The following is a 20,910-nucleotide window of genomic DNA, read 5'->3' on the forward strand; positions in this document are numbered from 1 at the left end:
TTCACTGTTATGCGTCAATGGTTTGCACTCAAGTGCACGGCCACAATGCTGCTGCTCGGCCTGCTGACGGCGTGTGCGCAGAGTCCACAGATCCTGTCCGTGAGTCCCAAGGTGAGCGGCGACTTCCCGCACACCGGCAACGGGCAGTCGGTCGCCCTCGAAGTGGTCGACGGACGGGACAGCAGCGTCATCGGCACCCGTTCGGGAACGGCCTCGGCGACATCGACGATTACCGTCGAAGCCCACGACGTGATTCCCAAGATTCGCGCCCAGGCAGAGAACGCCCTGCGGAGCATGGGCTTCAATCCCACCAACCAGAACGATGGCGGCCCCGCCCTGACCCTGACCCTGTCGGAGCTGAACTACGCGCGCGGCACGGCCGAGCAGCCGCTACTGGGCGCCTCGCAGCTGCAGGCGGTCATCCAGGCGGAAGTCGACAACGGCGGCAACACCTATACCGGCCGCTACACCGCCAAACGCTCACAGAGCTACGCACTCAAGCCGGACTGGGATACCAACAACCGCATGGTGAGTGAACTGTTGAGCAATGCCCTCGACCGGACGTTCCGCGACCAGCAGCTGGCCAACCTGCTGGCCCGCTGACTGCCGGGGGAGCGCGCGTGCCATCATCGGCATGCCGACGAACCGCCTGTCACGGTGACGTGACAGGCGGTTCGTCGTTTGCCGGTGTCCATCTCTGGACGGGGCCGGGCCTCGCCTGGCGGGCGGGACCGCGCCGGGTCAGTTGCCAGACGCTCTCGACCATGCCATCGGCGGCCGCGGCGACGTCGCACAGCACCAGCTCGAAATTCGGCGCCATCAGCGCCTCGACCTCGGCGTGGGTCACGCTGAACGGCGGGCCCCGGTCGGGGTCGTCGTGGGTCAGGGTAATCAGCAGGCCGCGCGTGCCGGGCAGCAACAGCTGGGCCAGATGGTGGGCGTAGCGTTGACGCGTGGCGGGCGGCAGCGCGATCAGGGCGGCACGGTCGTAGAAGCCCGCCAGTTCGCCGGCCTGCTCCACCTGGAAGTGGAAGAAATCGCCACACCACAGCTCGACACGCCCCAGGCGGGTGCACTCGAAGCCGGACTGGCGATAACGCAGCGCCGCCCGCCTCTTCTCCGCGACAAGCTGCTCCTCCGCGATGAACTGTTCGATGGCCAGTGGCGACAGTTCGATTCCCAGCACCGGGTTGCCGCGCTCGACCAGCCAGCGCATGTCGCGGCTCTTGCCGCAGAGAGGCACCAGAATCTTGGCGCCGGCACCCAACTCGAGCCGGTGCCAGAAAGTCTCCAGTGCCGGATGCGGCGACTCGCGGTGGAACCCGATGCGCCCCTGCCGCCAGCGCTGCAACCAGTCCGTCCCGCTCATGCCCGTCGCCCCCGCAGGCTCAGAACCAGCGGTCGCGCTTGCGACGGCGGCGAGGCAGGTGCGGAACGATCAGCCCCAGAATCAGGCCCGCCCCAGCGACGCCGCCGCCATACATGAAGTAGCGCATCAGCAGGTCCTCCTCCTGGGTGTCCAGACGCGCCTGCATCTCGCGCATCTTGCTTTCGGACTGGGAGTAGGCCTGGTTGAGCTGATTGTTGGTGGCCTGGAGCTCATCGACCTGAGCCTGGCGGTCCTTCAATTCGTTGCGCATGTCGGCAACCCGCTGGTTCCACTCGTCGTCGATGCCATCGAGGCGCGTGGTCAGCTGGTCGACCTTCTTCTGCAGCGCCGGCAGCTGCTGCTGGGCGCTGGGCTGGTCCTGGATGAACTGGGACTGCACCCACACTTCGTCGCCATCCGGGCCGCGGACCTGGGTGTAGTCGCCCTGGGTCTGCAGCACCGTGACCGGATCGCCACTGGTGAGCGTTCCCACGATGCGGTAGCCGTCGGTCGGCCCGCTGCGCACGAACGTGGTCAGGGAGTCGCTGACCCAGTGGCCATCCTGCGCCAGGGCGGAAGCGGAGAACAGAGCTGCGCTCAAGGCACATCCCATGACTAGATTTCGAATTTTCAACATATCGTCGTGATCTTAAGTGGCTAATCGATAACGGTTGGGCATCTCGTATTCACGCAACGATGAATCGGGCGACGATGAGACCGCGCCTCGCCTCCTGCGAGAGCGATGAACCAATCATCCACACCTTCTGTGGATAACCATTTGGACAACTTGCGTAACAGTGACGTCATTCACCGGCTGCCTAGGCATTCGCGACAAACTGGTGAAAAACTGACCAACCCGTGGCGTTTCCAGCTGTCGTCTCAGCCGTCATCCCTGGGCGGCCAGGCCATGGGCCGCGGGAACTCGGTGACGTTGCCCTCGGCCTTGACCGCCTTGGCCGCGCCACCTCGCTCCACCTCGTCGATACGCACGATCGCACTGTAGGGGATATAGCTGCGATTGACGCCATCGAAGGTCCGGCGCAGTTTCTCGGCGCCGGGGTCGACGACCACTTTGGTCTGGTCCTCGAACACGAAGGACTCGATCTCGATGAAGCCCCACAGATCGCTTTGGAAGATCTCCCTGGCGTAGAGTTCCCACACCTCACCCTGATTGTGAAACACTACCCGATAGATCGGCTTACTGGGCATAGACTAACGGCTCTCTCGATAACATCTGCCAAACTCACGGGCACTCGATCCCGGATCATGGCGTCGCAAATAGGCGCAAGGGTACCACAGCCGCCACGCCATGCGAGCGACACGGGTTGGCTGTATCGCTCCATCGCCCGTATAATGCCGCGTTCTCGAGGAAGCACGGCCCGCCAGCGACTCCACGCCGGCAGCCGGTTCCGGCTATTTTTCTCATCCTCCACGGGGCATCGGTGACGCGCGCATGGCCGCAGCAACGCAACCTATGACGAAGAAGCTGTTCATCAAGACCCACGGCTGTCAGATGAACGAGTACGACTCCGCCCGCATCGCGGACCTGCTCGGCGAATCTCATCGTCTGGAACTCACCGACAAGGAGGGTGAGGCCGACGTCATCCTGCTCAACACCTGCTCGATTCGCGAAAAGGCGCAGGAGAAGGTGTTCCACCAGCTCGGGCGCTGGAAAAAGCTGAAGGCCGCGAACCCGGATCTGGTCATCGGCGTGGGCGGCTGCGTGGCCAGCCAGGAAGGCGAGAACATCCGCAAGCGCGCACCGCATGTCGACATGGTGTTCGGCCCGCAGACGCTGCACCGGCTGCCGACCATGCTCGACGCGCGCAGCAAGAGCGCGACGCCGATCCAGACGGTGGACGTCACCTTCCCCGAGATCGAGAAGTTCGACCATCTGCCCAAGCCGAAATCCGACGGCGCCACGGCGTTCGTCTCGATCATGGAAGGCTGCTCCAAGTACTGCACTTTCTGTGTCGTCCCCTATACCCGCGGCGAAGAGGTGTCGAGGCCCTTCGAGTCGGTGATGGAGGAGGTCGTGCATCTGGCCGACCAGGGCGTGCGCGAGATCAATCTGCTGGGCCAGAACGTCAACGCCTACCGCGGGCTCGACGCGGGCGGCGACGAGATCGACCTGGCGGAACTGATCGCCTGCGTGGCGGCGGTGGACGGCATCGACCGCATTCGCTTCACCACCTCGCACCCGGTCGAATTCTCCGACAGCCTGATCGAAGCCTACGGCGAGATCCCGGAACTGGTCAGCCATCTGCACCTGCCGGTGCAATCGGGCTCGGACCGCATCCTGGCGGCCATGAAACGCGGACACGGGCGCGACATGTATATCGACAAGCTCGAGCGCATCCGCGCCCTGCGCCCGGACATCAGCTTCTCCTCGGACTTCATCATCGGCTTCCCCGGCGAGACCGACGCCGACTTCGAGGACACCATGGACCTGATCCACCGCATCGGCTTCGATGCGTCGTTCAGCTTCATCTACTCCAAGCGCCCCGGCACGCCCGCTTCCAGCCTGCCGGACGAGACGTCGGTGGAGACCAAGAAGCAGCGGCTGGCGATCCTGCAGGACCGACTCAACCAGCAGACCCAGCAGATCAGCCGCCGCATGGTCGGCAACCGCGAGCGGATCCTGGTGACCGGCTTCTCGCCCAAGGACCCCGGGCAGCTGTCGGGCCGGACCGAGAACAACCGTGTCGTCAACTTCCGGGCCGAGGATCCGACATCGCTCATCGGCTACTTCGTCGATGTCAACATCACCGAAGCGCTTCCCAATTCGTTGCGCGGCGAGCTGGCCTCTTCCGAGCGCCATTGACGCGGCGCGTGGAGAGGTGCGCCTGCCCCGCCTCTCCGCACCCGCTTACAGCCACCGCACTCCCGCAGCCCGCCGTTCGCCCCCCACGCGAGCGATGCGGGCCGGAGTTGATCACGATCATTGCTCCGACCGGAAGCGGCGCAGTAAGCTGACGATACTTTTCCACTCCAACGGATCTCTTTGCGTTGACCCAAGACCAACAGTCCGACAACCGCGTCGTGTCCCTGACACTCGAACCCAACGACCCCATGCGCCTGGCCAATCTCTGTGGCCAGCGCGATGAACACCTGAAGCTCGTCGAGGCGCGCATGGGCGTGACCCTGCGCAATCGCGGCAACGTCTTCCAGCTCGCCGGTCCGGATGCCGGTGTCAAGGCGGCGGCGAACGTGCTCGAGCACCTCTATCGCGAGACCGAAGCCGACGAACTGACGCCGGACACCGTGCACCTCTACCTGCAGGAGTCGGGCGTCGAGGCAATGGAAGAAGAGACCGGCGATATCGAAGCCGGCGGCCTGCTGATTCGTACGCCACGGACACTGATCAAACCGCGTGGCTTCAACCAGCAGGGTTATGTCGCCAGCATCCGCCGCCATGACATCAACTTCGGCATTGGCCCCGCGGGCACCGGCAAGACCTATCTCGCGGTCGCGGCGGCAGTCGAAGCGCTGAACCGTCAGGAAGTCAGACGCATCCTGCTGGTGCGCCCGGCCGTCGAGGCCGGCGAGAAGCTCGGCTTCCTGCCCGGCGACCTGGCCCAGAAGATCGATCCCTACCTGCGTCCGCTCTACGATGCGCTTTACGAAATGCTGGGCTTCGAGCACGTCAACAAGCTGATCGAGCGCCAGATCATCGAGATCGCACCGCTGGCCTACATGCGCGGACGAACGCTCAACAACGCCTTCATCATCCTCGACGAGAGCCAGAACACGACCCGCGAGCAGATGAAGATGTTCCTGACCCGCATCGGCTTCGGCTCGACCGCCGTCATTACCGGCGATGCGACGCAGGTCGATCTGCCGCGGGGGTCGAGCTCGGGGCTGATCCATGTCCTCGAGGTGCTGCGCGACACCGCGGGTATCGGCATCACCCAGTTCGCTCCCAAGGACGTCGTCCGCCATCCGCTGGTGCAACGCATCATCGAGGCCTACGACATCCACGAGGCGACGGAGGAGGCGGCACAGCGCCAGCGCCGCGAGGATCGCCGCCAGGCACGTCTCGATGCCGAAACCCAGCGGGATCAAGACGACTCATGAGCCTCGAAATCGATCGCCAGGTCGCCGTCGGCGAACAGGCCGAAGCCGAACTGCCCGAGGCAGCCGAGCTCGAACGCTGGATGACGGCGGAGCTCGAGAACGAGGCGGATCCGCGCAGCGAATTGACCGTCCGTTTCGTCGAATGCGACGAGAGCCGGCAGCTCAATCGCGACTATCGGGGAAAGGACAGCCCGACCAACGTGCTCTCCTTCCCGTTCGAGGCGCCCCCCGGGCTCGAGCTGCCGCTGCTCGGCGATCTGGTCATCTGCCACGAGATCGTGGTGCGCGAAGCGCGGGAACAGGGCAAGTCGACCCACGACCACTACGCCCATCTGGTAATACATGGCGGCTTGCATTTGCTCGGCTATGACCATATAGATGACGAGGAAGCCGAGCGAATGGAGACGCTGGAACGTGCGTTGCTCGCCCGGTTCGGCATCGCGGACCCCTATCGCGACACCGATCCGATACCCGATGCCTAGACTTCGACTCACAACCCCGACACTCAGTGCCATGCCGACACCGACGAGATCTTCCTGCCATCACTGGGAACGATCAAGCGAGACCCCGGCCCCGACGGCCGAACAGCCCGACGAGCCTCCGCCTGGCCGCCTCCGGATCGCGGACGGCCTTCTCTGGATATCGATCATCGATTCGACACGCCCCGTCATCGGGCGCGTGGGTGCCACGGCGTCTTCATCACCCAGCTCGACGCCCCGGAGCGATATCACTTCCCCCTTCCGTGCGTCATCCGAGGACAAGAGACCACAGTCATGAGCGAAGACCGATCGAGTAGCCAGGGCAGTCGATCCTGGCTTGAAAAACTCATCAGTACCTTCTCTAGCGATTTCGATGAACCCAGCTCCCGCGAGGAGCTACTCACCTTCCTGCGCGAGGCCGGCCCCCGCTTGAACCTGGATCAGGACGCCCTGACCATCATCGAGGGTGCCTTCCAGATCAGCGACCAGCAGGTTCGCGAAGTCATGATCCCCCGCTCCCAGGTCACTGCGATCAGCGTGACCCAACGACCGGAGGATTGCCTGCCGATCATCCTGGAGACCGCCCATTCCCGCTATCCGGTGATCGACGACAACCTCGATGACGTCCTCGGCATCCTGCTGGTCAAGGACCTGCTGCCGTTGCTCAAGGGCAACAGCCAGGAACGCGAAGCCTTCGAGCTGCGCGATGTGCTGCGTCCGGCGATGTTCGTGCCCGAGTCCAAGCGACTCAACAGCCTGCTCAAGGAGTTCCGCGACACCCACAATCACATGGCGATCGTGGTCGACGAGTACGGCGGCACCGCCGGCATTGTCACCATCGAGGACATCCTCGAGCAGATCGTCGGCGATATCGAGGACGAGCACGATACCGATGAAGAGGAAGACATTCGCGACATGGGCGACGGCACCTACGCCGTGCGCGCACTGACGCCGATCGAGGACTTCAACGAACACTTCGATACCGAATTCTCCGATGACGAGTTCGATACCGTCGGCGGTCTGATCATGCAGCGTTTCGGCCATCTGCCCGGCCGCAACGAGCATACCGATCTCGGCGAGTGGCGATTCACGGTTCTCAACGCTGACAACCGCCGCATTCGTCTGCTGCAGGCCAAGCCCGTACCGGTCGAAATCGAGAGCGAATTCCCGCGTCGGATCGAGAGCTGAGCGACCCGGCCTGAACGGGTCGCAACCACTTGGCGCATTTGACCGGCAACTTTGATATAAGGGGCACTTTTCGCCAGGAGTGCCCTCGACATGCCGCAAGCCAAGCCGTTGATTTCCTCCCGCCGCCCATGGCCTGGCTATCTTGCTGCGCTGGTCGCCGGCGGGTTCTCCACGCTCTCCTTCGCGCCCTTCCACCTGTGGTGGCTGGGGCCGGTGGCAGTGGCCCTGATGTATCTCGGCCAGCACCGCCTGAGCGTCGGCCAGGCAGCGCTTCGCGGCTGGCTGTTCGGGGTCGGGCTGTTCGGTACCGGTACTTCCTGGGTCTACGTCTCGATCCACGACTACGGCTACACCGGCGTACCGCTGGCGCTGTTCCTGACAGCGCTGTTCGTCGGCACGCTGGCGCTGTTCCACGCCTTCGTCTTCGGTCTCTACCGCCGCTTCACCTCGTCCCGGCTCGCCTTTCTCAGCTTTGCCGGTATCTGGGTGCTGGGAGAGGCCTTCCGCAGCTGGGCCTTCACCGGCTTTCCCTGGCTGCTGCTGGGCAGTGCCCAGGTCGATTCCCCGCTGGCGCCATGGGCGCCCGTCGGCGGCGTCTATCTGCTGTCGTTGATCGTCGCCCTCACGGGCACGCTACTGGTCGAGTTCTGCCGCCGGCGCTGGTGGGCGGCAGCCCCGATCGCCCTGCTCTGGCTGGCGCCGCTGGCGCTGCCCAGCCACTGGACCACGCCGGCGGCGGATCCGCTGCGGGTCGCGCTGCTGCAGGGCAATCTCCCCCAGCTCTCCAAGTGGAGTCCCGAGGGGCAGCGCAACGCCGTCAACACCTATACCCGGATGACCCGCGAACAACCCGACGATGTCGACATCATCGTGTGGCCGGAGACCGCGCTGCCGATGTTCGAGCGCCAGGCCCGGCCGTTCATGGCCCGCCTGCAGTCGACGCTGCCGCCGGAGACCTCGCTGCTGACGGGTATCGTTCAGCGTGACGAAGCGGGACGCTACTACAATGCGATCACTGGCGTCGGCGATGTCCGCGGCGAGTATCGCAAGAGCCATCTGGTGCCGTTCGGCGAATTCCTGCCGCTGGACTTCCTGCTGCGCGGGATCATCGACTTCTTCGACCTGCCGATGTCGGACTTCGCCGCGGGCGCCGACTCCCAACCGCCGATCCTGACCCACGGTGTCGCCATCGGCAGCGCCATCTGCTACGAGATCGTCTACCCCGACCTGGTTGCGGAGCGGGCGCGAGACGCCAACGTCCTGCTGACGGTTTCCAACGATACCTGGTTCGGCCGCTCGATCGGTCCGTTGCAGCACCTGCAGATGGCACGCCTGCGAGCGCTCGAGAACGGTCGCTACGTCGTCCGCGCCACCAGCAACGGCGTGACCGCGATCATCGACGACCAGGGCCGTCTGCGGGAGCGCGCTCCCCAGTTCGCGACCGCCAGCGTCGTCGGCGATATCGTCCCGATGACCGGGCTGACGCCGTTCACTCGCACCGGTAGCTGGCCGACCTGGCTACTCTCGTTGCTGCTGCTGGCTCCGGCGCTGGTCTGGAAGACGCGCCAATCGCCCTGAAACGCCCCATCGACGCCGCCGCCACGCCGCCGGGATTCCTTCTCGAACCCGGTGGATGGCGGCGCCATCCTTTCGAGACGATCCCTCCGCATCAGCCATTCCGCTCTCCTCTCTTCTTTCTTCCCTCTTCCCTCTTCCCCCCATACTCTCCTCCGCTTTTCCAATATGCGACGCGCGTTTATCGATTGGTTCCAGGCCGACTCCTGTCGCTTGCCTCCAGGGCACCGATAGCGTTGGATGAAGGTCTTCATTTCCGGTCATCGAGTCTGCCATGACACTGCCACTGGTCTCCCCCGACGATATCCGCAGCGCCTTTTCGCAAGCCATGTCCGACATGTATCGCCAGGAGGTGCCGCAGTATGGCGATCTGCTGAAACTGGTCGCCGACATCAACCGCAGGACCCTCGAGGCGGACCCGGCGCTGGCGGCCCAGTTTGACGCCCACGACGAAACGTCGCGCCTGGACGTCGAGCGCCACGGTGCGATTCGGGTAGGCACCGCCGACGAGCTGTCGATGCTCAGGCGCGTCTTTGCGCTGATGGGCATGTTCCCGGTGAGCTACTACGACCTGTCGGCAGCCGGCGTGCCGGTCCACTCCACCGCATTCCGGCCCATCGATGAGGCATCGCTCAAGCGCAACCCGTTCCGGGTCTTCACCTCGCTGCTGCGCCTGGAACTGATCGAAGAGGACGAGCTGCGCCGCCAGGCCGCCGCGATTCTGGCCGAGCGCGACATCTTCACGCCCGGTGCCAGGGAGCTGGTCGCGATCGGCGAACGCCAGGGCGGGTTCGACAGCTATCAGGCCGAACGCTTCGTGAGCGAAATCCTCGAGACCTTCCGCTGGCATCGCGACGCGACCGTCGATCACGACACCTACCGGGCGCTGCACGACGCGCATCGTCTCGTGGCCGACGTGGTCTGCTTCCGCGGGCCACATATCAATCACCTCACCCCGCGAACGCTGGATATCGACGCCGCCCAGGCCGCCATGCCGGGCTACGGCATCACGCCCAAGGCGGTCATCGAGGGCCCGCCCCGGCGCCAGTGCCCGATCCTGCTGCGCCAGACCAGCTTCAAGGCGCTGGAAGAGCCGGTCCGTTTCGCCGCCAGCGACGAGAGCGGCACCCATACCGCCCGCTTCGGCGAAATCGAGCAGCGCGGTGCGGCGCTGACGCCCAAGGGCCGCGCGCTCTACGACGAGCTGCTGACCCGCTCGCGTCAGGCGCCGGCCGCGGCCGACAACACGGCGCACCAGCGCCAGTTGAGTGAATGCTTCTCGGCGTTTCCCGACGATCTGCAGACGCTGCGGCGCGACGCCCTCGCCTACTTTCGATACCGTGTCAGCGAGAGCGGCCGCCAGCAGCTGGCCAAGGGAGAGCCGGTGCCATCCTCGCTCGACGCCGCCATGGCGGCCGACTGGATCGAAGCCACGCCGATCACCTACGAGGATTTCCTGCCGGTGAGCGCTGCCGGCATCTTTCAGTCGAACCTGGGCGATGCAAAGCATCAGGCCTATGCCAGCGAATCCAACCAGAGCGCCTTCGAACTCGCCCTTGGCCGACCGGTCCACGACCAGTTCGAACTCTACGCTCGGCTACAGGCAGATTCGCTGGAGCGGGTCCGGCAACAGCTGGGTATCCAGGCGTGAGGGCTGTCGCCCAGGAGGCGTCGTGGCCAGAACACTTCTCGTCGCCTGAATGGAGATAGTCATTCGCCGGTCGCCCTAGGCTGAGAGCTTCGCTCGAAACCCATGGAGACTGGCAATGGCAACGGTCAACAATAACAACGCGACCGCTTCGGCCCCGACCGATATCGATCTGGCCACACTACGCAAGGTGATCGCGGCATCGGCGATCGGCAATTTCGTCGAGTGGTTCGATTTCGCCGTCTACGGCTTTCTGGCCGTGATCATCGCACAGCATTTCTTTCCCCCCGGCGACGATTCACTGGCACTGTTGCAGACATTCGCGGTATTCGCGGTCTCGTTTGCGCTACGTCCGTTGGGTGGCATCTTCTTCGGCATGCTCGGCGACAGGATCGGACGCAAGCGCATACTGTCCGTCACCGTGCTGCTGATGGCCGGCGCCACCACCCTGATCGGCGTGCTGCCGACCTACGCCAGCGTCGGGCTGTTCGCGCCGCTGGCACTGGCGCTGGCCCGCTGCGTCCAGGGCTTCTCCGCCGGCGGCGAATATGCCGGCGCCTGCGCTTTCGTGATGGAACACGCGCCGACCCGCCGCAAGGCCCGCTACGGCAGCTTCGTTCCGGTCTCGACCTTTCTGGCCTTCGCCACCGCGGCGGCGCTGACCTTCTCCATCAGCGCCCTGCTGTCCGAGGAGGCCTTGAACGCCTGGGGCTGGCGCGTGCCGTTCCTGATTGCCGCCCCGCTGGGGTTGGTCGGGCTCTACATGCGCCTGCGCCTGGACGAATCCCCCGCCTTCCAGGCCCTGAAAACCCAGCATGCCGTGCCGCAGGCGCCGCTGAAGGAGACCGTCCGCACCCACGGCGCCACCATCGTCAGCCTCAGCGCCTTCATCTCGGTAACGGCGCTGTCGTTCTACATGTTCACGACCTACTTCACGACCTACATGCAGGTGGTCGGCGACGCCACGCGCACCACGGCGCTGCTGGCCAGCCTCGTCGCGCTGCTCTTCGCCGCGGCGCTGTGTCCATTCGTGGGACGCTATGCCGATCGGGTTGGGCGCCGCAAGACGATACTGACCGCCGGGGCGTGCCTCATCGGGGCGGTCTTCCCCGCCTATACGCTGGCCGGCAGTGGCGAGTGGTGGGCATCGCTGATCGGAGCGATGCTGATGGCGGTGGGCGCGGTAATCTGCGGCGTGGTGACGGCGGTGCTGCTGTCGGAGCAGTTCCCGACGCGCGTTCGATACACCGCCTCGGCGCTCTGCTACAACGTCTCCTACACGATCTTCGGCGGCACGGCGCCGTTGGTCGCGACCTGGCTGATCGATCGCACCGGCAACAACCTGTCGCCCGCGATCTACCTGATCGCGATCACGCTACTGGCGATGTGGGGTGGGCTGCGCCTGCCGGAGTCGTCGCATCGGGCGCTGGACGCCGACGAGGCCGAGTGGCAGCGATCATCCAAGCCGGACGTGCAGCCCGCACTCTAGACCGCGAAACGCGCGCTCAAGGCTGGCGGGCATAGACCCTGGCGCGCCAGTCAGCCACCTCGTAGTCGGTGTCGAAATGGCAGCCCCCATCGTAGACACTGGCTTCCCGCGTCTCGCAGTAGCGGGCGATCGCCTCCGGAGTGGGCTTGCGGTCGCGCTCCACCCAGCGGTCCAACGCCTCCAGTGCGGCGGCGTACTGCGGCGTGGAGAGCTTGCTGTGCACCGCTTCGTCGGTATAGATCTGGACCAGGCTGTCGGCGGTCCCGCTATCCTCGCGTGCCCGCCGATAGAGCCACTCGTTCTCAACGAAGATGATCGGATCGTCGATCGCGTGCATGGTCACCGTGGGGATATCGGTCATGCCGGTGAGCCCGGCATCATCGCCCAGCTTCTCGACCGCCCGGGCATCCTCGTCGAATCGGGAGATCCCCGCGTTGAGCGCGTCGTCGTTGCTCGAGCCGCGGTAGCGTACGCCGCGGTTCGAAAACGGGCTTGCCCCGTCGAGCCGCTGCTCGACCATGTCCTGGAACAGGAACGTCGACCAGCGCATGTGCGCCTTCAGCGTGCCCGGCGGGATCCGCACGACATCGACGATATTGTTCAGCGTCTGCTGCTGAACGAGCGTGCGCTGCTCCGCCGGCAGCCCGGCGCCGGTGCACGCGTCGACCCGGGCGTTGAGCGCTTCCGGGGTCATGTCGCTTCCCTTCGGCAGCCCCTCCCACAAGGGGTATTGCCGTTCGCCGGGATAGGGATGGTTGGCGCAGTAGTACTGGTAGACCGCCCGCAGGTCGGCGCGGAACTGATAGGCCTGGGCGCCGCCCCCCAGCACGCCGCTGGTGAGCAGCGCCCCGTCGTAACGGTGCCGGCCCTCCTTGTCCGTGCCGTAGAGCTCCATGGCCTTGGCGGCCACGTTGCCCCCCCACGACTGCCCGTGGAGGTAGATGCGATCGGGCTGGCCGAAGCGCGCGACGAAAAGCCGCCGCAGATAGTCGGTATCCTCGGCCGCCATTCGCACGCCATAGCCGCCTCGCCGATAGCTGGAGCCGGCCCAGGCGTAGCCTTCCCGGACCATCACGTCGTACTGGCGCAGATCGATATCGAGCGGATCGTCGGGCCGAGGCGCGTTGGGGCGTGGTCCGCCGTGACTGTGGAGCACCAGCTTGTGGTTCCAGCCGTCGGGGATCGCGATCCAGTAATAGGCGCCGTGCGTATCCTGGCCGGTAAAACACCGCGTCGCCTCGGGCAGCCAGTCAGGGCAGCCGGCGCTCGCCATGGACTCGGCGTCCCGGGCGAGCGCATCGGCCTGAAGCGGGTCGCAAAACCCGGCCAGCAGGCCGATGGCCAGCAGACCCCGTCGCCACTTGCGGATTGACTTCGGCACGATCCGGTCCCTCGTCGGTTTCAGCGTGGAATGCCGTTACGACTTATGTCGATGCCGAATGTTCCCCGGCGTTTCTGGTTTCGCGAGAGCCCTGGTTTCTCGAGAGTCCTGGTTTCGCCAGAGCCGTACGAGGACGGCCCCTTACGACTGCCCTTGATCGGGGTCGGCCTGGGCGGTGCCCGACTCACGCTGGAAGTAGCGGTGACCACAGGCGTGACAGGCATCCAGCCGCGACACCTGGTCGAGCAGGACGACCGCGCCACAGTGCACGCAGCTCATGCGCCCCGGCAGCGCCACCTCGCCGGCCGTATAGTCGGCACGGGCCGCCTCGAGGTCGTCGTCGAAGCGCTCCCGGTCGATGGTGGTGCGATCGGCGATCGAGAACAGCGCCTCGCTGACCCGGCGGGACAGCACGTCGAGATCGATGCCCAGCCAGGTCGCGACGCCTTCGCCGCCCTTGGCGAGGAACTGGCGAAAGTCGCGCATGTCGCGCTCGACCCAGGCCCGGAGCAGCGCCATCTCGTCCTTGGTGAACTCCTCGAATTCGGACTCGAACGCCACCGCCTCGTCGAGCTCGTGCTGGAAGCTCTCCCAGGAGAGCTCGCCCCCGCCATCCTTGAGGCGGGTCAGGATACGTTCGTAGGCCTCACTGAGACGCGAACGCGATTCGGGTCGTGGCTGTTGCTCGTCCATGGCTATCCCCTTCTCTGGCGTTGGTGGAATCCGACGCCGGTCGAACTCCGTGCTGCGCATTGCAGAACCTCGTTGCGAGAGCCTCGCCCCCAGACCCTACCTGCAACAGCGGGTCTGGGGTATGCTTGTGGGCCTGAAAAATCAAGCCGACCCCGCTCTTTTCGTCTGCGATGAGTATAGCTTTTCGCGGGGACTCTGGCGCTCCCACACGCCGAACGCAAGGTGCCTGACCGAACCGATGGACGCACAGTACAACCCGCAAGCGATCGAAAACGCCGCCCAGCAATACTGGAACCAGCATCAGAGCTTCAAGGCCGTCGAGGACTCGGCGCGCGAGAAGTTCTACTGCCTGTCGATGTTCCCCTACCCCAGCGGCAAGCTACACATGGGCCATGTGCGCAACTACACCATCGGCGACGTGGTGACGCGCTTCCAGCGCATGCAGGGCAAGAACGTGCTGCAACCGATGGGCTGGGACGCCTTCGGCATGCCCGCCGAGAATGCGGCGATCAAGAACCGCGTCGCGCCGGGCAAGTGGACCTACGAGAACATCGACTACATGCGCGGCCAGCTCAAGGCGCTCGGCTTCGCCTACGACTGGAACCGCGAGTTCGCCACCTGCGACGTCGACTACTACCGCTGGGAGCAGTGGTTTTTCGCCAAGCTGGTCGAGAAAGGCGTCGTCTACAAGAAGATGTCCACGGTCAACTGGGACCCGGTCGACCAGACCGTACTCGCCAACGAGCAGGTGATCGACGGTCGCGGCTGGCGTTCCGGCGCTCGGGTCGAGCGCAAGGAGATCCCGCTGTGGTTCCTCAAGATCACCGACTACGCCGATGAGCTGCTGGCCGATCTCGACGAGGTCGAGTGGCCCGAGCAGGTCAAGACCATGCAGCGCAACTGGATCGGCAGATCCCGCGGCGTCGAACTCTCTTTCGACGTCGACGGCCTCGATCAGCGCCTCGATGTCTACAGCACGCGCCCCGATACCCTGTTCGGCGTGACCTACGTCGCCGTCGCCGCCGGCCATCCGCTGGCCAGGCGCGCCGCCGAGGGCGATCCGGCCATGGCCGAGTTCCTGCTCGAGTGCCAGCAGGGCGGCAACTCCGAGGCCGAGCTGGCGACCATGGAGAAGCGTGGCCGCGACACCGGTTTCCACGCCATCCATCCGTTGACCGGCCACAACGTTCCGATCTTCGTCGCCAACTTCGTGCTGATGGAGTACGGCACCGGCGCGGTCATGGCCGTTCCCGCCCACGACCAGCGCGACTGGGAGTTCGCCACCAAGTACGCGCTGCCGATCGCACCCGTCATCGCCGATGAAAACGGGCAGGCACCGGACCTGTCCGCCGCCGCCTTCGTCGAGCACGGCAAGCTGATCAACTCCGGCGAGTTCGACGGGCTCGACTTCGAAGCCGCGTTCGATGCCATCGCCGCCAGGCTGGAGTCGCTGGGACGTGGCCGGGTCAAGATCAACTACCGCCTGCGCGACTGGGGCGTCGCCCGCCAGCGTTACTGGGGAGCGCCGATCCCGATCAAGTATGGTCCCGAAGGTCAGACCGTACCGCTCACCGACGACGAGTTGCCGGTGGCGCTGCCGATGGAAGTCGAGGTCGACGCCTCCGGCTCGCCGCTGAAGAAGATGCCGGCTTTCTACGACCTCGGCGACGGCTGGACCCGCGAAACCGATACCTTCGACACCTTCATGGAGTCGTCCTGGTACTACGCCCGCTTCTGCTGCGCCGACAATCCGGAAGCGATGCTCGACGAGCGTGCCGACTACTGGCTGCCGGTGGATCTCTACATCGGCGGTATCGAGCATGCGATCCTGCACCTGCTCTACGCCCGCTTCTTCCACAAGCTGATGCGCGACGAGGGGCTGGTTCACAGCGACGAGCCTTTCCAGCGTCTGCTGACCCAGGGCATGGTGATCGCCGAGACCTTCTATCGCGACACCGCGAATGGCGGCAAGGAGTGGTTCAACCCCGCCGACGTCGAGGTCGAGCGTGACGACAAGGGCCGGCCGATCCGTGCCAGGTTGTCCAGCGACGGCCAGCCGGTCGAAATGGGCGGCATCGAGAAGATGTCCAAGTCGAAGAACAACGGCGTCGATCCGCAAGCGATGATCGACCGCTTCGGCGCGGATACCGTACGCCTGTTCATGATGTTCGCCGCCCCGCCGGAACAGTCCCTGGAGTGGTCGGATTCCGGCGTCGAGGGAGCGCACCGTTTCCTCAAGCGGCTGTGGAAACTGGTCGCCGACCATGTCGCGACGGGAACGCCGGTGCCGCTGGAAACCGGCACGCTGAACGACACCCAGAAGGAGCTGCGTCGCAAGACCCACGAGACGATCGCCAAGGCGGGCGACGACATCGGCCGACGGACCACCTTCAATACCGCCATTGCCGCGGTGATGGAGCTGACCAACGCGCTGGGGCGTTTCGACGACACCACACCGCAGGGTCTCGCCGTCAGCCGCGAAGCCATCGAAGCCTGCGTTCTGCTGCTGGCACCGATCACCCCCCACGCCTGTCACGCGCTGTGGCTGTCGCTGGGGCATCAGGAGCCGGTCATCGACGCGGCCTGGCCGACGGTGGACGCGGACGCCCTGGTCAAGGCCAGCGTGGAGCTGGTGGTACAGGTCAATGGCAAGCTGCGCGCCCGACTCGACGTACCCGCGGAGGCCGACAAGGCCACGGTGGAGTCCCTCGCCCTGGCGGAGGAGAACGTCCAGCGCCATATCGAAGGCAAGAGCGTGCGCAAAGTGATCGTCGTCCCCGGTAAGCTGGTCAACGTCGTTGCCAACTGAAGGATCACCGACCGGTATACCGATGTCCGCGCTATCGGCTACCCCACGGGTCGACACTGGACCCCACCCGGCACTGCGGAAGCAGTGCCGCCATGCGAATAGGAGCTTTTCATGATGCGTCGCACCGCCCTGGCCGGCCTGATGGCCGTATCGCTGACCGTGCTGGCCGGCTGCGGCTTCCAGCTCCGTGGACTGCATCAGCCGGCCCTGGGCATTTCGGAGCTCAGCCTCAGCGCCAACGTCTCCCCGCTCAGCGAGGAAGTCCGCCGCTCGCTCGAGAGCGCCGGCACGCGGGTCGTGGAAGATGCCGACCTGCGCGTCAACCTCGGCGACGAGAGGATCGGCGAGAATCGGCTGACGCGATCCGATTCCGGCAGCCGGGAGACCTCGATCACCCTGACCGCCCCGTTCTCGGTCCAGCGCGTCTCGGACAGCGCCTACCTGCTCAATCAGCAGCAGCTCGAGGTGTCGACGACGGTACTGCTCTCCACCGATGACATCTACTCCGGGGAAGAGGCACGCACCAACGCCATCGAACAGTTGCGACGCGACGCGGCCACTCAGTTGATCGACCGGCTGGACGCACTCGAGACACCATGAAGGTCTTTCCCGACAAGCTGGAAGAGTCGCTCAACAAGCGCCTGCCGCCAGTGGTGATGATCGCTGGAGACGAGCCGCTGATACACCTCGAGGCCTGCGACGCCGTGCGCCGGGTCGCACGGGAGCGAGGCGTCGAGGAGCGGGAAGTCATGCACGTCGAATCGGGCTTTCAGTGGACGCAACTGCTGGAGTCGGCATCCAGCCTCTCGCTGTTCGCCTCGAGCAAGCTGATCGAACTGCGTCTGGGAGGACAGTCTCCCGGCCAGGAAGGCGGCAAGGCGCTGGAAGCCTACGCCGAGCAGGCCGGCGCCAGCGACAACGTGCTGCTGCTCTCCAGGCAGCGACTCGATCGCAAGGCGCAGTCGAGCAAGTGGTGCAAGACGCTCGACAAACTGGGGCTTTTCGTTCCGGTGTGGCCGGTGGATCACCAGCGGCTGGGGTTCTGGATGCGCGACCGTGCCAACCGCTATGGCTTCACGATGGACATGGAGGCGGCCCGCCTTCTCGGCGAGCGCACCGAAGGCAATCTGCTCGCCGCCGACCAGGAACTGCAGAAGCTGGCCTTGCTGCTGCCCCCGAATGCACGTCTCGATGCCGCCGCCATCGCCAGCGGGGTCGAGAGTAGCGCGCGCTACGACGTCTTCACACTCTCCGACGCCTGCCTGAAGGGCGATCGCGACCGGGTCGTGCGAATCGTCCGCGGCCTGCGCCAGGAAGGGGTCGAGGCGCCCGTCATCCTGTGGGCATTGACACGCGAGCTGCGAATTCTGCTGTCGATCTTCCAGCATCTGGATCAGGGCCAGAGTCTGGAACACGCCTGCAAGGCGCAGCGGCCGATGATTCCCGAGAAGCGCCGCCCCGGCTATCAGCAGGCACTCAAACGGCTGCCGCAGCGACGCTTGCACAAGCTGCTGCTGTTCTCCCAGCGTATCGACCTGGCCATCAAGGGCGCCATCGCGCTACCGATCTGGGACTCTCTCCAGGATCTCGCCCTCACCCTGTCCGGCGGTCGCGGTATCCTGGCCGAAATGCCCCACGCCTACCGGTCCGGCTAGTCGCCTGCCGGTATCTGGCTCTCCGGCCGGGCGAAGGCCCGGCCGATCGGCGGCCCGGAATGCCTCAGGCCAACCCTGCCGTATCCGGATGATCGACACCGGCCACGGCAACATCGTCGCTGGGGACGAACCCCTCGAGTTCCGCGGTCTGCATCAGGCTAGAATCCCCCTCGCTCGCCATCCTGGTTGCCATCGGAGAAGCGACCGCCAACGTGTTCTCCGGGGTCAGCGTGAATGACTGCAGATTCATGGCGCCGCCGTTGAAGGTCAGCCGGAGCGTCTGCTCGCCGGCCGCCAGATCCAGCTCGATACCGTCGTTGGCCCGATAGTTGTTCCACCCACCGGTATTGGTCACGGCATGGGGAGCGGCGCTGGTGTAGGTCGCGCCGTCCTGCTCGACGCTGGCAGTGACGGTGCGGCCGTTGGACATCGTGGCCGCGGCAAACGAGAGTTGGTAGGTTCCGGCCGTGGCGACGTCGATGGTGTACTCCACCCACTCGCCGTTGGCGATCGAGCCGATGGAATTGCCGTTGTCGCGCAGGTCGACCCCCTCGTTCCTGGTGTTGTCACCCAACTGGGCTTCACTGCTGTCGTGGTAGGCGACTTCAGGGCCGCCTTCATCGTAGAACCCGGCGTTCAGCGTCAGCCCGTCGTCGACGGCCCACGGCGTCCCCGAGGCATTGAATGCCGACTGGGCGGCAGGCGCCAGGCTGAAGGACTCCAGATTCTGCGCCCCACCGTTGAAAGTCAGCCGCAGGGTTTGCACGCCTGCCTCCAGCGTGACCTGCTGGCTGTCGGTCGGCGCGAAGGTGTTCCAGCCGCCGGTGAAATCGACACCCACGGTGGCGACCTCGTAGACCCCTCCGCCGTCGTCGAAGGTGGCGGTGACGGAGCGTGCCGCGCCGCTCTGCGCACCCAGCGCCGAGAGGAAGGAGAGATCGTAGACGCCGGCCTGGTTCACCTCCAGCGTGTACTCGACCCACTCGCCGTTCTCGATCCAGCCGATGGCATCGCCGTTACCCTGAATGTCCACCCCGCCCTCGCGGAATTGGGTACCCAGCTGGGTCTCGCTGGAATCCTCGTAGGTCAGGTGCGGCGCCCCCTCGTCGAACAGCGCCGCGTCCAGCGTCAGGCCGTCCTGATCGACCGCCCAGGGCGTCCCGGTCTCGTTGAAGGGCGTCCGCGTCGCCGGCTGGATGCCCTCGATCAAGAAGACGTTGTCGTTGTAGTCGTAGTTAATGCCGGTGTAATCCATGACCACGAAATAGGTGTTGGAGATGGCGTTGCCGGCAGTGTCGTAGGCCTGGAACACGCGCACGGTGTAGCCACGTTCGATGCCCGCATCCTCCGCCGGCGGCGTGCCGCCCCCGGACGGGTTGAGCGACGGATCGGTCGAGAGGTTGGCGACCGAGATGCCGAAGATGTCGTCGCCGGCCCAGCCATCGGGAATCCGACCCCGATCGAAGGTCGCTGTCGCGTAGTCGCCGTTGGCGATCTGCGGCAGGAACGACTGGCTGTAGAGGCTATCGTGGTTGCTCAGCGCGGTCCGGGCCGACTTGTCGCCCGGCGCGTGAAGCGCCAGCAGTGCCCCGCTGTAGCCGTGCAGCGCCGCCAACTGGGTGACGGTCGCCGATTCGACACCGTCGGCGATCTGCCAGTAGCGCGACAGCACCTCCTGATCGTTGACCGCCTGGTAGAGATCGAAGTTCTGCAACACCGACTGGCCGCCGCCGTCCAGCGTCGAGAGCCCATCGATGTGGTTGCCGAAACCGAACACTCGCCAGATCTCGTTGAGGTTGGGCTCCCAGCCGCCTTCGTCACGCGCCTGCCAGAACCCGGCCAGTTGGATCTCGGTCACCGGCTGGTCGACGTCGTCCGAGATGACGGTCATCACCCCTTCGAACACGCCATCGGCAGCGTTGCTGGTCGGTGGCGTGTAGGCGGCACGATCGAAGAGCACGCCCACCTCGACGGACTGCCCCGGTGCCAGTCGGAGATCGTTCAGCGCATCCGCGTCCGCCAGCCGGAAGGGACCACTCAACGTGATGCTGCTCACCGACAGCTCGCCGGTGCCGTTGTTGGTGATGACGACCGAACCGCTGTCCTTGTATTCGCGGGGTACCGGAGAAGAGCTGGTGGCGTCATTGTCCTCGAGGTAATTGAAGGCGAGACGATCGCTGAAGAAGGCCGGGTCGGTGCTGACCACGCTGATCTCGCCATTGCTGGGAACGGCCGACGGTTCGTCGGGCACTTCCAGCGAGTCGATGTCCGGCCCGACTCCGTTGGGCGCGGTCACCGTGATCGTGTTGCTGCCCTGGGTCAGGTTCATCTCGACGGTCTGGTAGATCCAGTCGCTCACCGTCTGGCTCTCGGCGGGGAAGTTGACGGTCGGATAGCTGACGCCATTGACCGTCAACCCCAAGGGGCGGTCGGCCTTACCCGTGGTCAGCGAGTAGCGGAAGGCGACCTCGTAGATGCCGCTCTGCTCGACGTCCACGCTCCAGGTGATGCTCTGATCGCCGCTGCCGACGAAGTCGACGAAACCGG

17 protein-coding genes are annotated in these 20,910 nt (G+C 65.3%); 11 read left to right on the forward strand and 6 right to left on the reverse strand.

Features of this window, described 5'->3' with window-relative positions:
• A partial coding sequence (locus tag AC3AYF_RS05995; protein WP_365676972.1) for a YajG family lipoprotein occupies nucleotides 1-603 on the forward strand: 603 nt, incomplete at its 5' end.
• A 49-nt stretch (nucleotides 604-652) separates the two neighbouring features.
• On the opposite strand, the gene AC3AYF_RS06000 is transcribed toward AC3AYF_RS05995, so the two are convergent.
• The 3 genes from AC3AYF_RS06000 to AC3AYF_RS06010 form a co-directional block, all read right to left on the reverse strand.
• Nucleotides 653-1,369 carry a class I SAM-dependent methyltransferase gene (locus AC3AYF_RS06000; RefSeq protein WP_295036702.1) on the reverse strand — a complete coding sequence of 239 codons (717 nt, stop codon included), beginning with the start codon at nucleotides 1,367-1,369 and terminating at the stop codon, nucleotides 653-655.
• A gap of 19 nt (nucleotides 1,370-1,388) precedes the next feature.
• On the reverse strand, nucleotides 1,389-2,006 hold the full coding sequence (locus tag AC3AYF_RS06005) for a TIGR04211 family SH3 domain-containing protein (protein WP_149435607.1): 618 nt from the start codon (nucleotides 2,004-2,006) through the stop codon (nucleotides 1,389-1,391).
• Nucleotides 2,007-2,248: 242 nt separating this feature from the next.
• Nucleotides 2,249-2,578: a DUF1820 family protein gene (locus AC3AYF_RS06010; RefSeq protein WP_149435606.1), complete on the reverse strand. Its 330-nt coding sequence runs from the start codon at nucleotides 2,576-2,578 to the stop codon at nucleotides 2,249-2,251.
• Between the two features lie 265 nt (nucleotides 2,579-2,843).
• Between AC3AYF_RS06010 and miaB the strand changes: the two genes are divergently transcribed.
• The 7 genes from miaB to AC3AYF_RS06045 all read left to right on the forward strand — a co-directional run bounded on the left by miaB (nucleotide 2,844) and on the right by AC3AYF_RS06045 (nucleotide 11,825).
• Nucleotides 2,844-4,193 carry a tRNA (N6-isopentenyl adenosine(37)-C2)-methylthiotransferase MiaB gene (gene miaB, locus AC3AYF_RS06015; RefSeq protein WP_295036698.1) on the forward strand — a complete coding sequence of 450 codons (1,350 nt, stop codon included), beginning with the start codon at nucleotides 2,844-2,846 and terminating at the stop codon, nucleotides 4,191-4,193.
• A gap of 248 nt (nucleotides 4,194-4,441) precedes the next feature.
• A complete protein-coding gene (locus tag AC3AYF_RS06020; RefSeq protein ID WP_295036705.1) occupies nucleotides 4,442-5,446 on the forward strand; it encodes a PhoH family protein in 1,005 nt (334 codons plus the stop codon).
• Nucleotides 5,443-5,928 (forward strand): rRNA maturation RNase YbeY, encoded by a 486-nt coding sequence (ybeY, locus tag AC3AYF_RS06025; protein WP_295036696.1) that lies wholly within the window; start codon nucleotides 5,443-5,445, stop codon nucleotides 5,926-5,928. Before AC3AYF_RS06020 ends, ybeY begins: the two co-directional genes overlap by 4 nt.
• 291 nt (nucleotides 5,929-6,219) lie before the next feature.
• A complete protein-coding gene (locus AC3AYF_RS06030) occupies nucleotides 6,220-7,113 on the forward strand; it encodes a CorC family transporter (RefSeq protein WP_295036694.1) in 894 nt (297 codons plus the stop codon).
• A 90-nt stretch (nucleotides 7,114-7,203) separates the two neighbouring features.
• Complete coding sequence (gene lnt / locus AC3AYF_RS06035; protein ID WP_295036691.1) at nucleotides 7,204-8,691, forward strand: apolipoprotein N-acyltransferase; 1,488 nt, start codon at nucleotides 7,204-7,206, stop codon at nucleotides 8,689-8,691.
• Nucleotides 8,692-8,962: 271 nt separating this feature from the next.
• Complete coding sequence (gene hglS / locus AC3AYF_RS06040; protein ID WP_295036687.1) at nucleotides 8,963-10,339, forward strand: 2-oxoadipate dioxygenase/decarboxylase HglS; 1,377 nt, start codon at nucleotides 8,963-8,965, stop codon at nucleotides 10,337-10,339.
• Between the two features lie 115 nt (nucleotides 10,340-10,454).
• Entirely contained in the window at nucleotides 10,455-11,825 is a 1,371-nt protein-coding gene (locus AC3AYF_RS06045; protein WP_295036685.1) for an MFS transporter, read from the forward strand.
• A gap of 16 nt (nucleotides 11,826-11,841) precedes the next feature.
• Here AC3AYF_RS06045 and AC3AYF_RS06050 read toward each other — a convergent pair whose 3' ends face one another.
• Nucleotides 11,842-13,206, reverse strand: a complete 1,365-nt coding sequence (locus AC3AYF_RS06050) for an alpha/beta hydrolase family protein (protein WP_295036683.1) — start codon at nucleotides 13,204-13,206, stop codon at nucleotides 11,842-11,844.
• 141 nt (nucleotides 13,207-13,347) lie between these two features.
• The gene (locus AC3AYF_RS06055) at nucleotides 13,348-13,899 is read right to left on the reverse strand and encodes a zinc ribbon-containing protein (RefSeq protein WP_295036681.1); all 552 of its coding nucleotides are present in this window, start codon (nucleotides 13,897-13,899) and stop codon (nucleotides 13,348-13,350) included.
• Nucleotides 13,900-14,137: 238 nt separating this feature from the next.
• On the opposite strand from AC3AYF_RS06055, the gene leuS reads away from it, so the two are divergent.
• The 3 genes from leuS (at nucleotide 14,138) to holA (ending at nucleotide 18,363) form a co-directional block, all read left to right on the forward strand.
• Nucleotides 14,138-16,708: a leucine--tRNA ligase gene (leuS, locus tag AC3AYF_RS06060; RefSeq protein WP_487779512.1), complete on the forward strand. Its 2,571-nt coding sequence runs from the start codon at nucleotides 14,138-14,140 to the stop codon at nucleotides 16,706-16,708.
• 111 nt (nucleotides 16,709-16,819) lie between these two features.
• Entirely contained in the window at nucleotides 16,820-17,308 is a 489-nt protein-coding gene (locus tag AC3AYF_RS06065) for an LPS-assembly lipoprotein LptE (protein WP_298841527.1), read from the forward strand.
• On the forward strand, nucleotides 17,305-18,363 hold the full coding sequence (gene holA, locus AC3AYF_RS06070) for a DNA polymerase III subunit delta (RefSeq protein WP_487779513.1): 1,059 nt from the start codon (nucleotides 17,305-17,307) through the stop codon (nucleotides 18,361-18,363). Before AC3AYF_RS06065 ends, holA begins: the two co-directional genes overlap by 4 nt.
• A gap of 64 nt (nucleotides 18,364-18,427) precedes the next feature.
• On the opposite strand, the gene AC3AYF_RS06075 is transcribed toward holA, so the two are convergent.
• Nucleotides 18,428-20,910 (reverse strand): carbohydrate-binding protein (locus AC3AYF_RS06075; protein ID WP_487779514.1); only part of this gene is annotated, 2,483 nt, incomplete at its 5' end.

It is taken from the genome of Salinicola sp., from assembly GCF_982684285.1.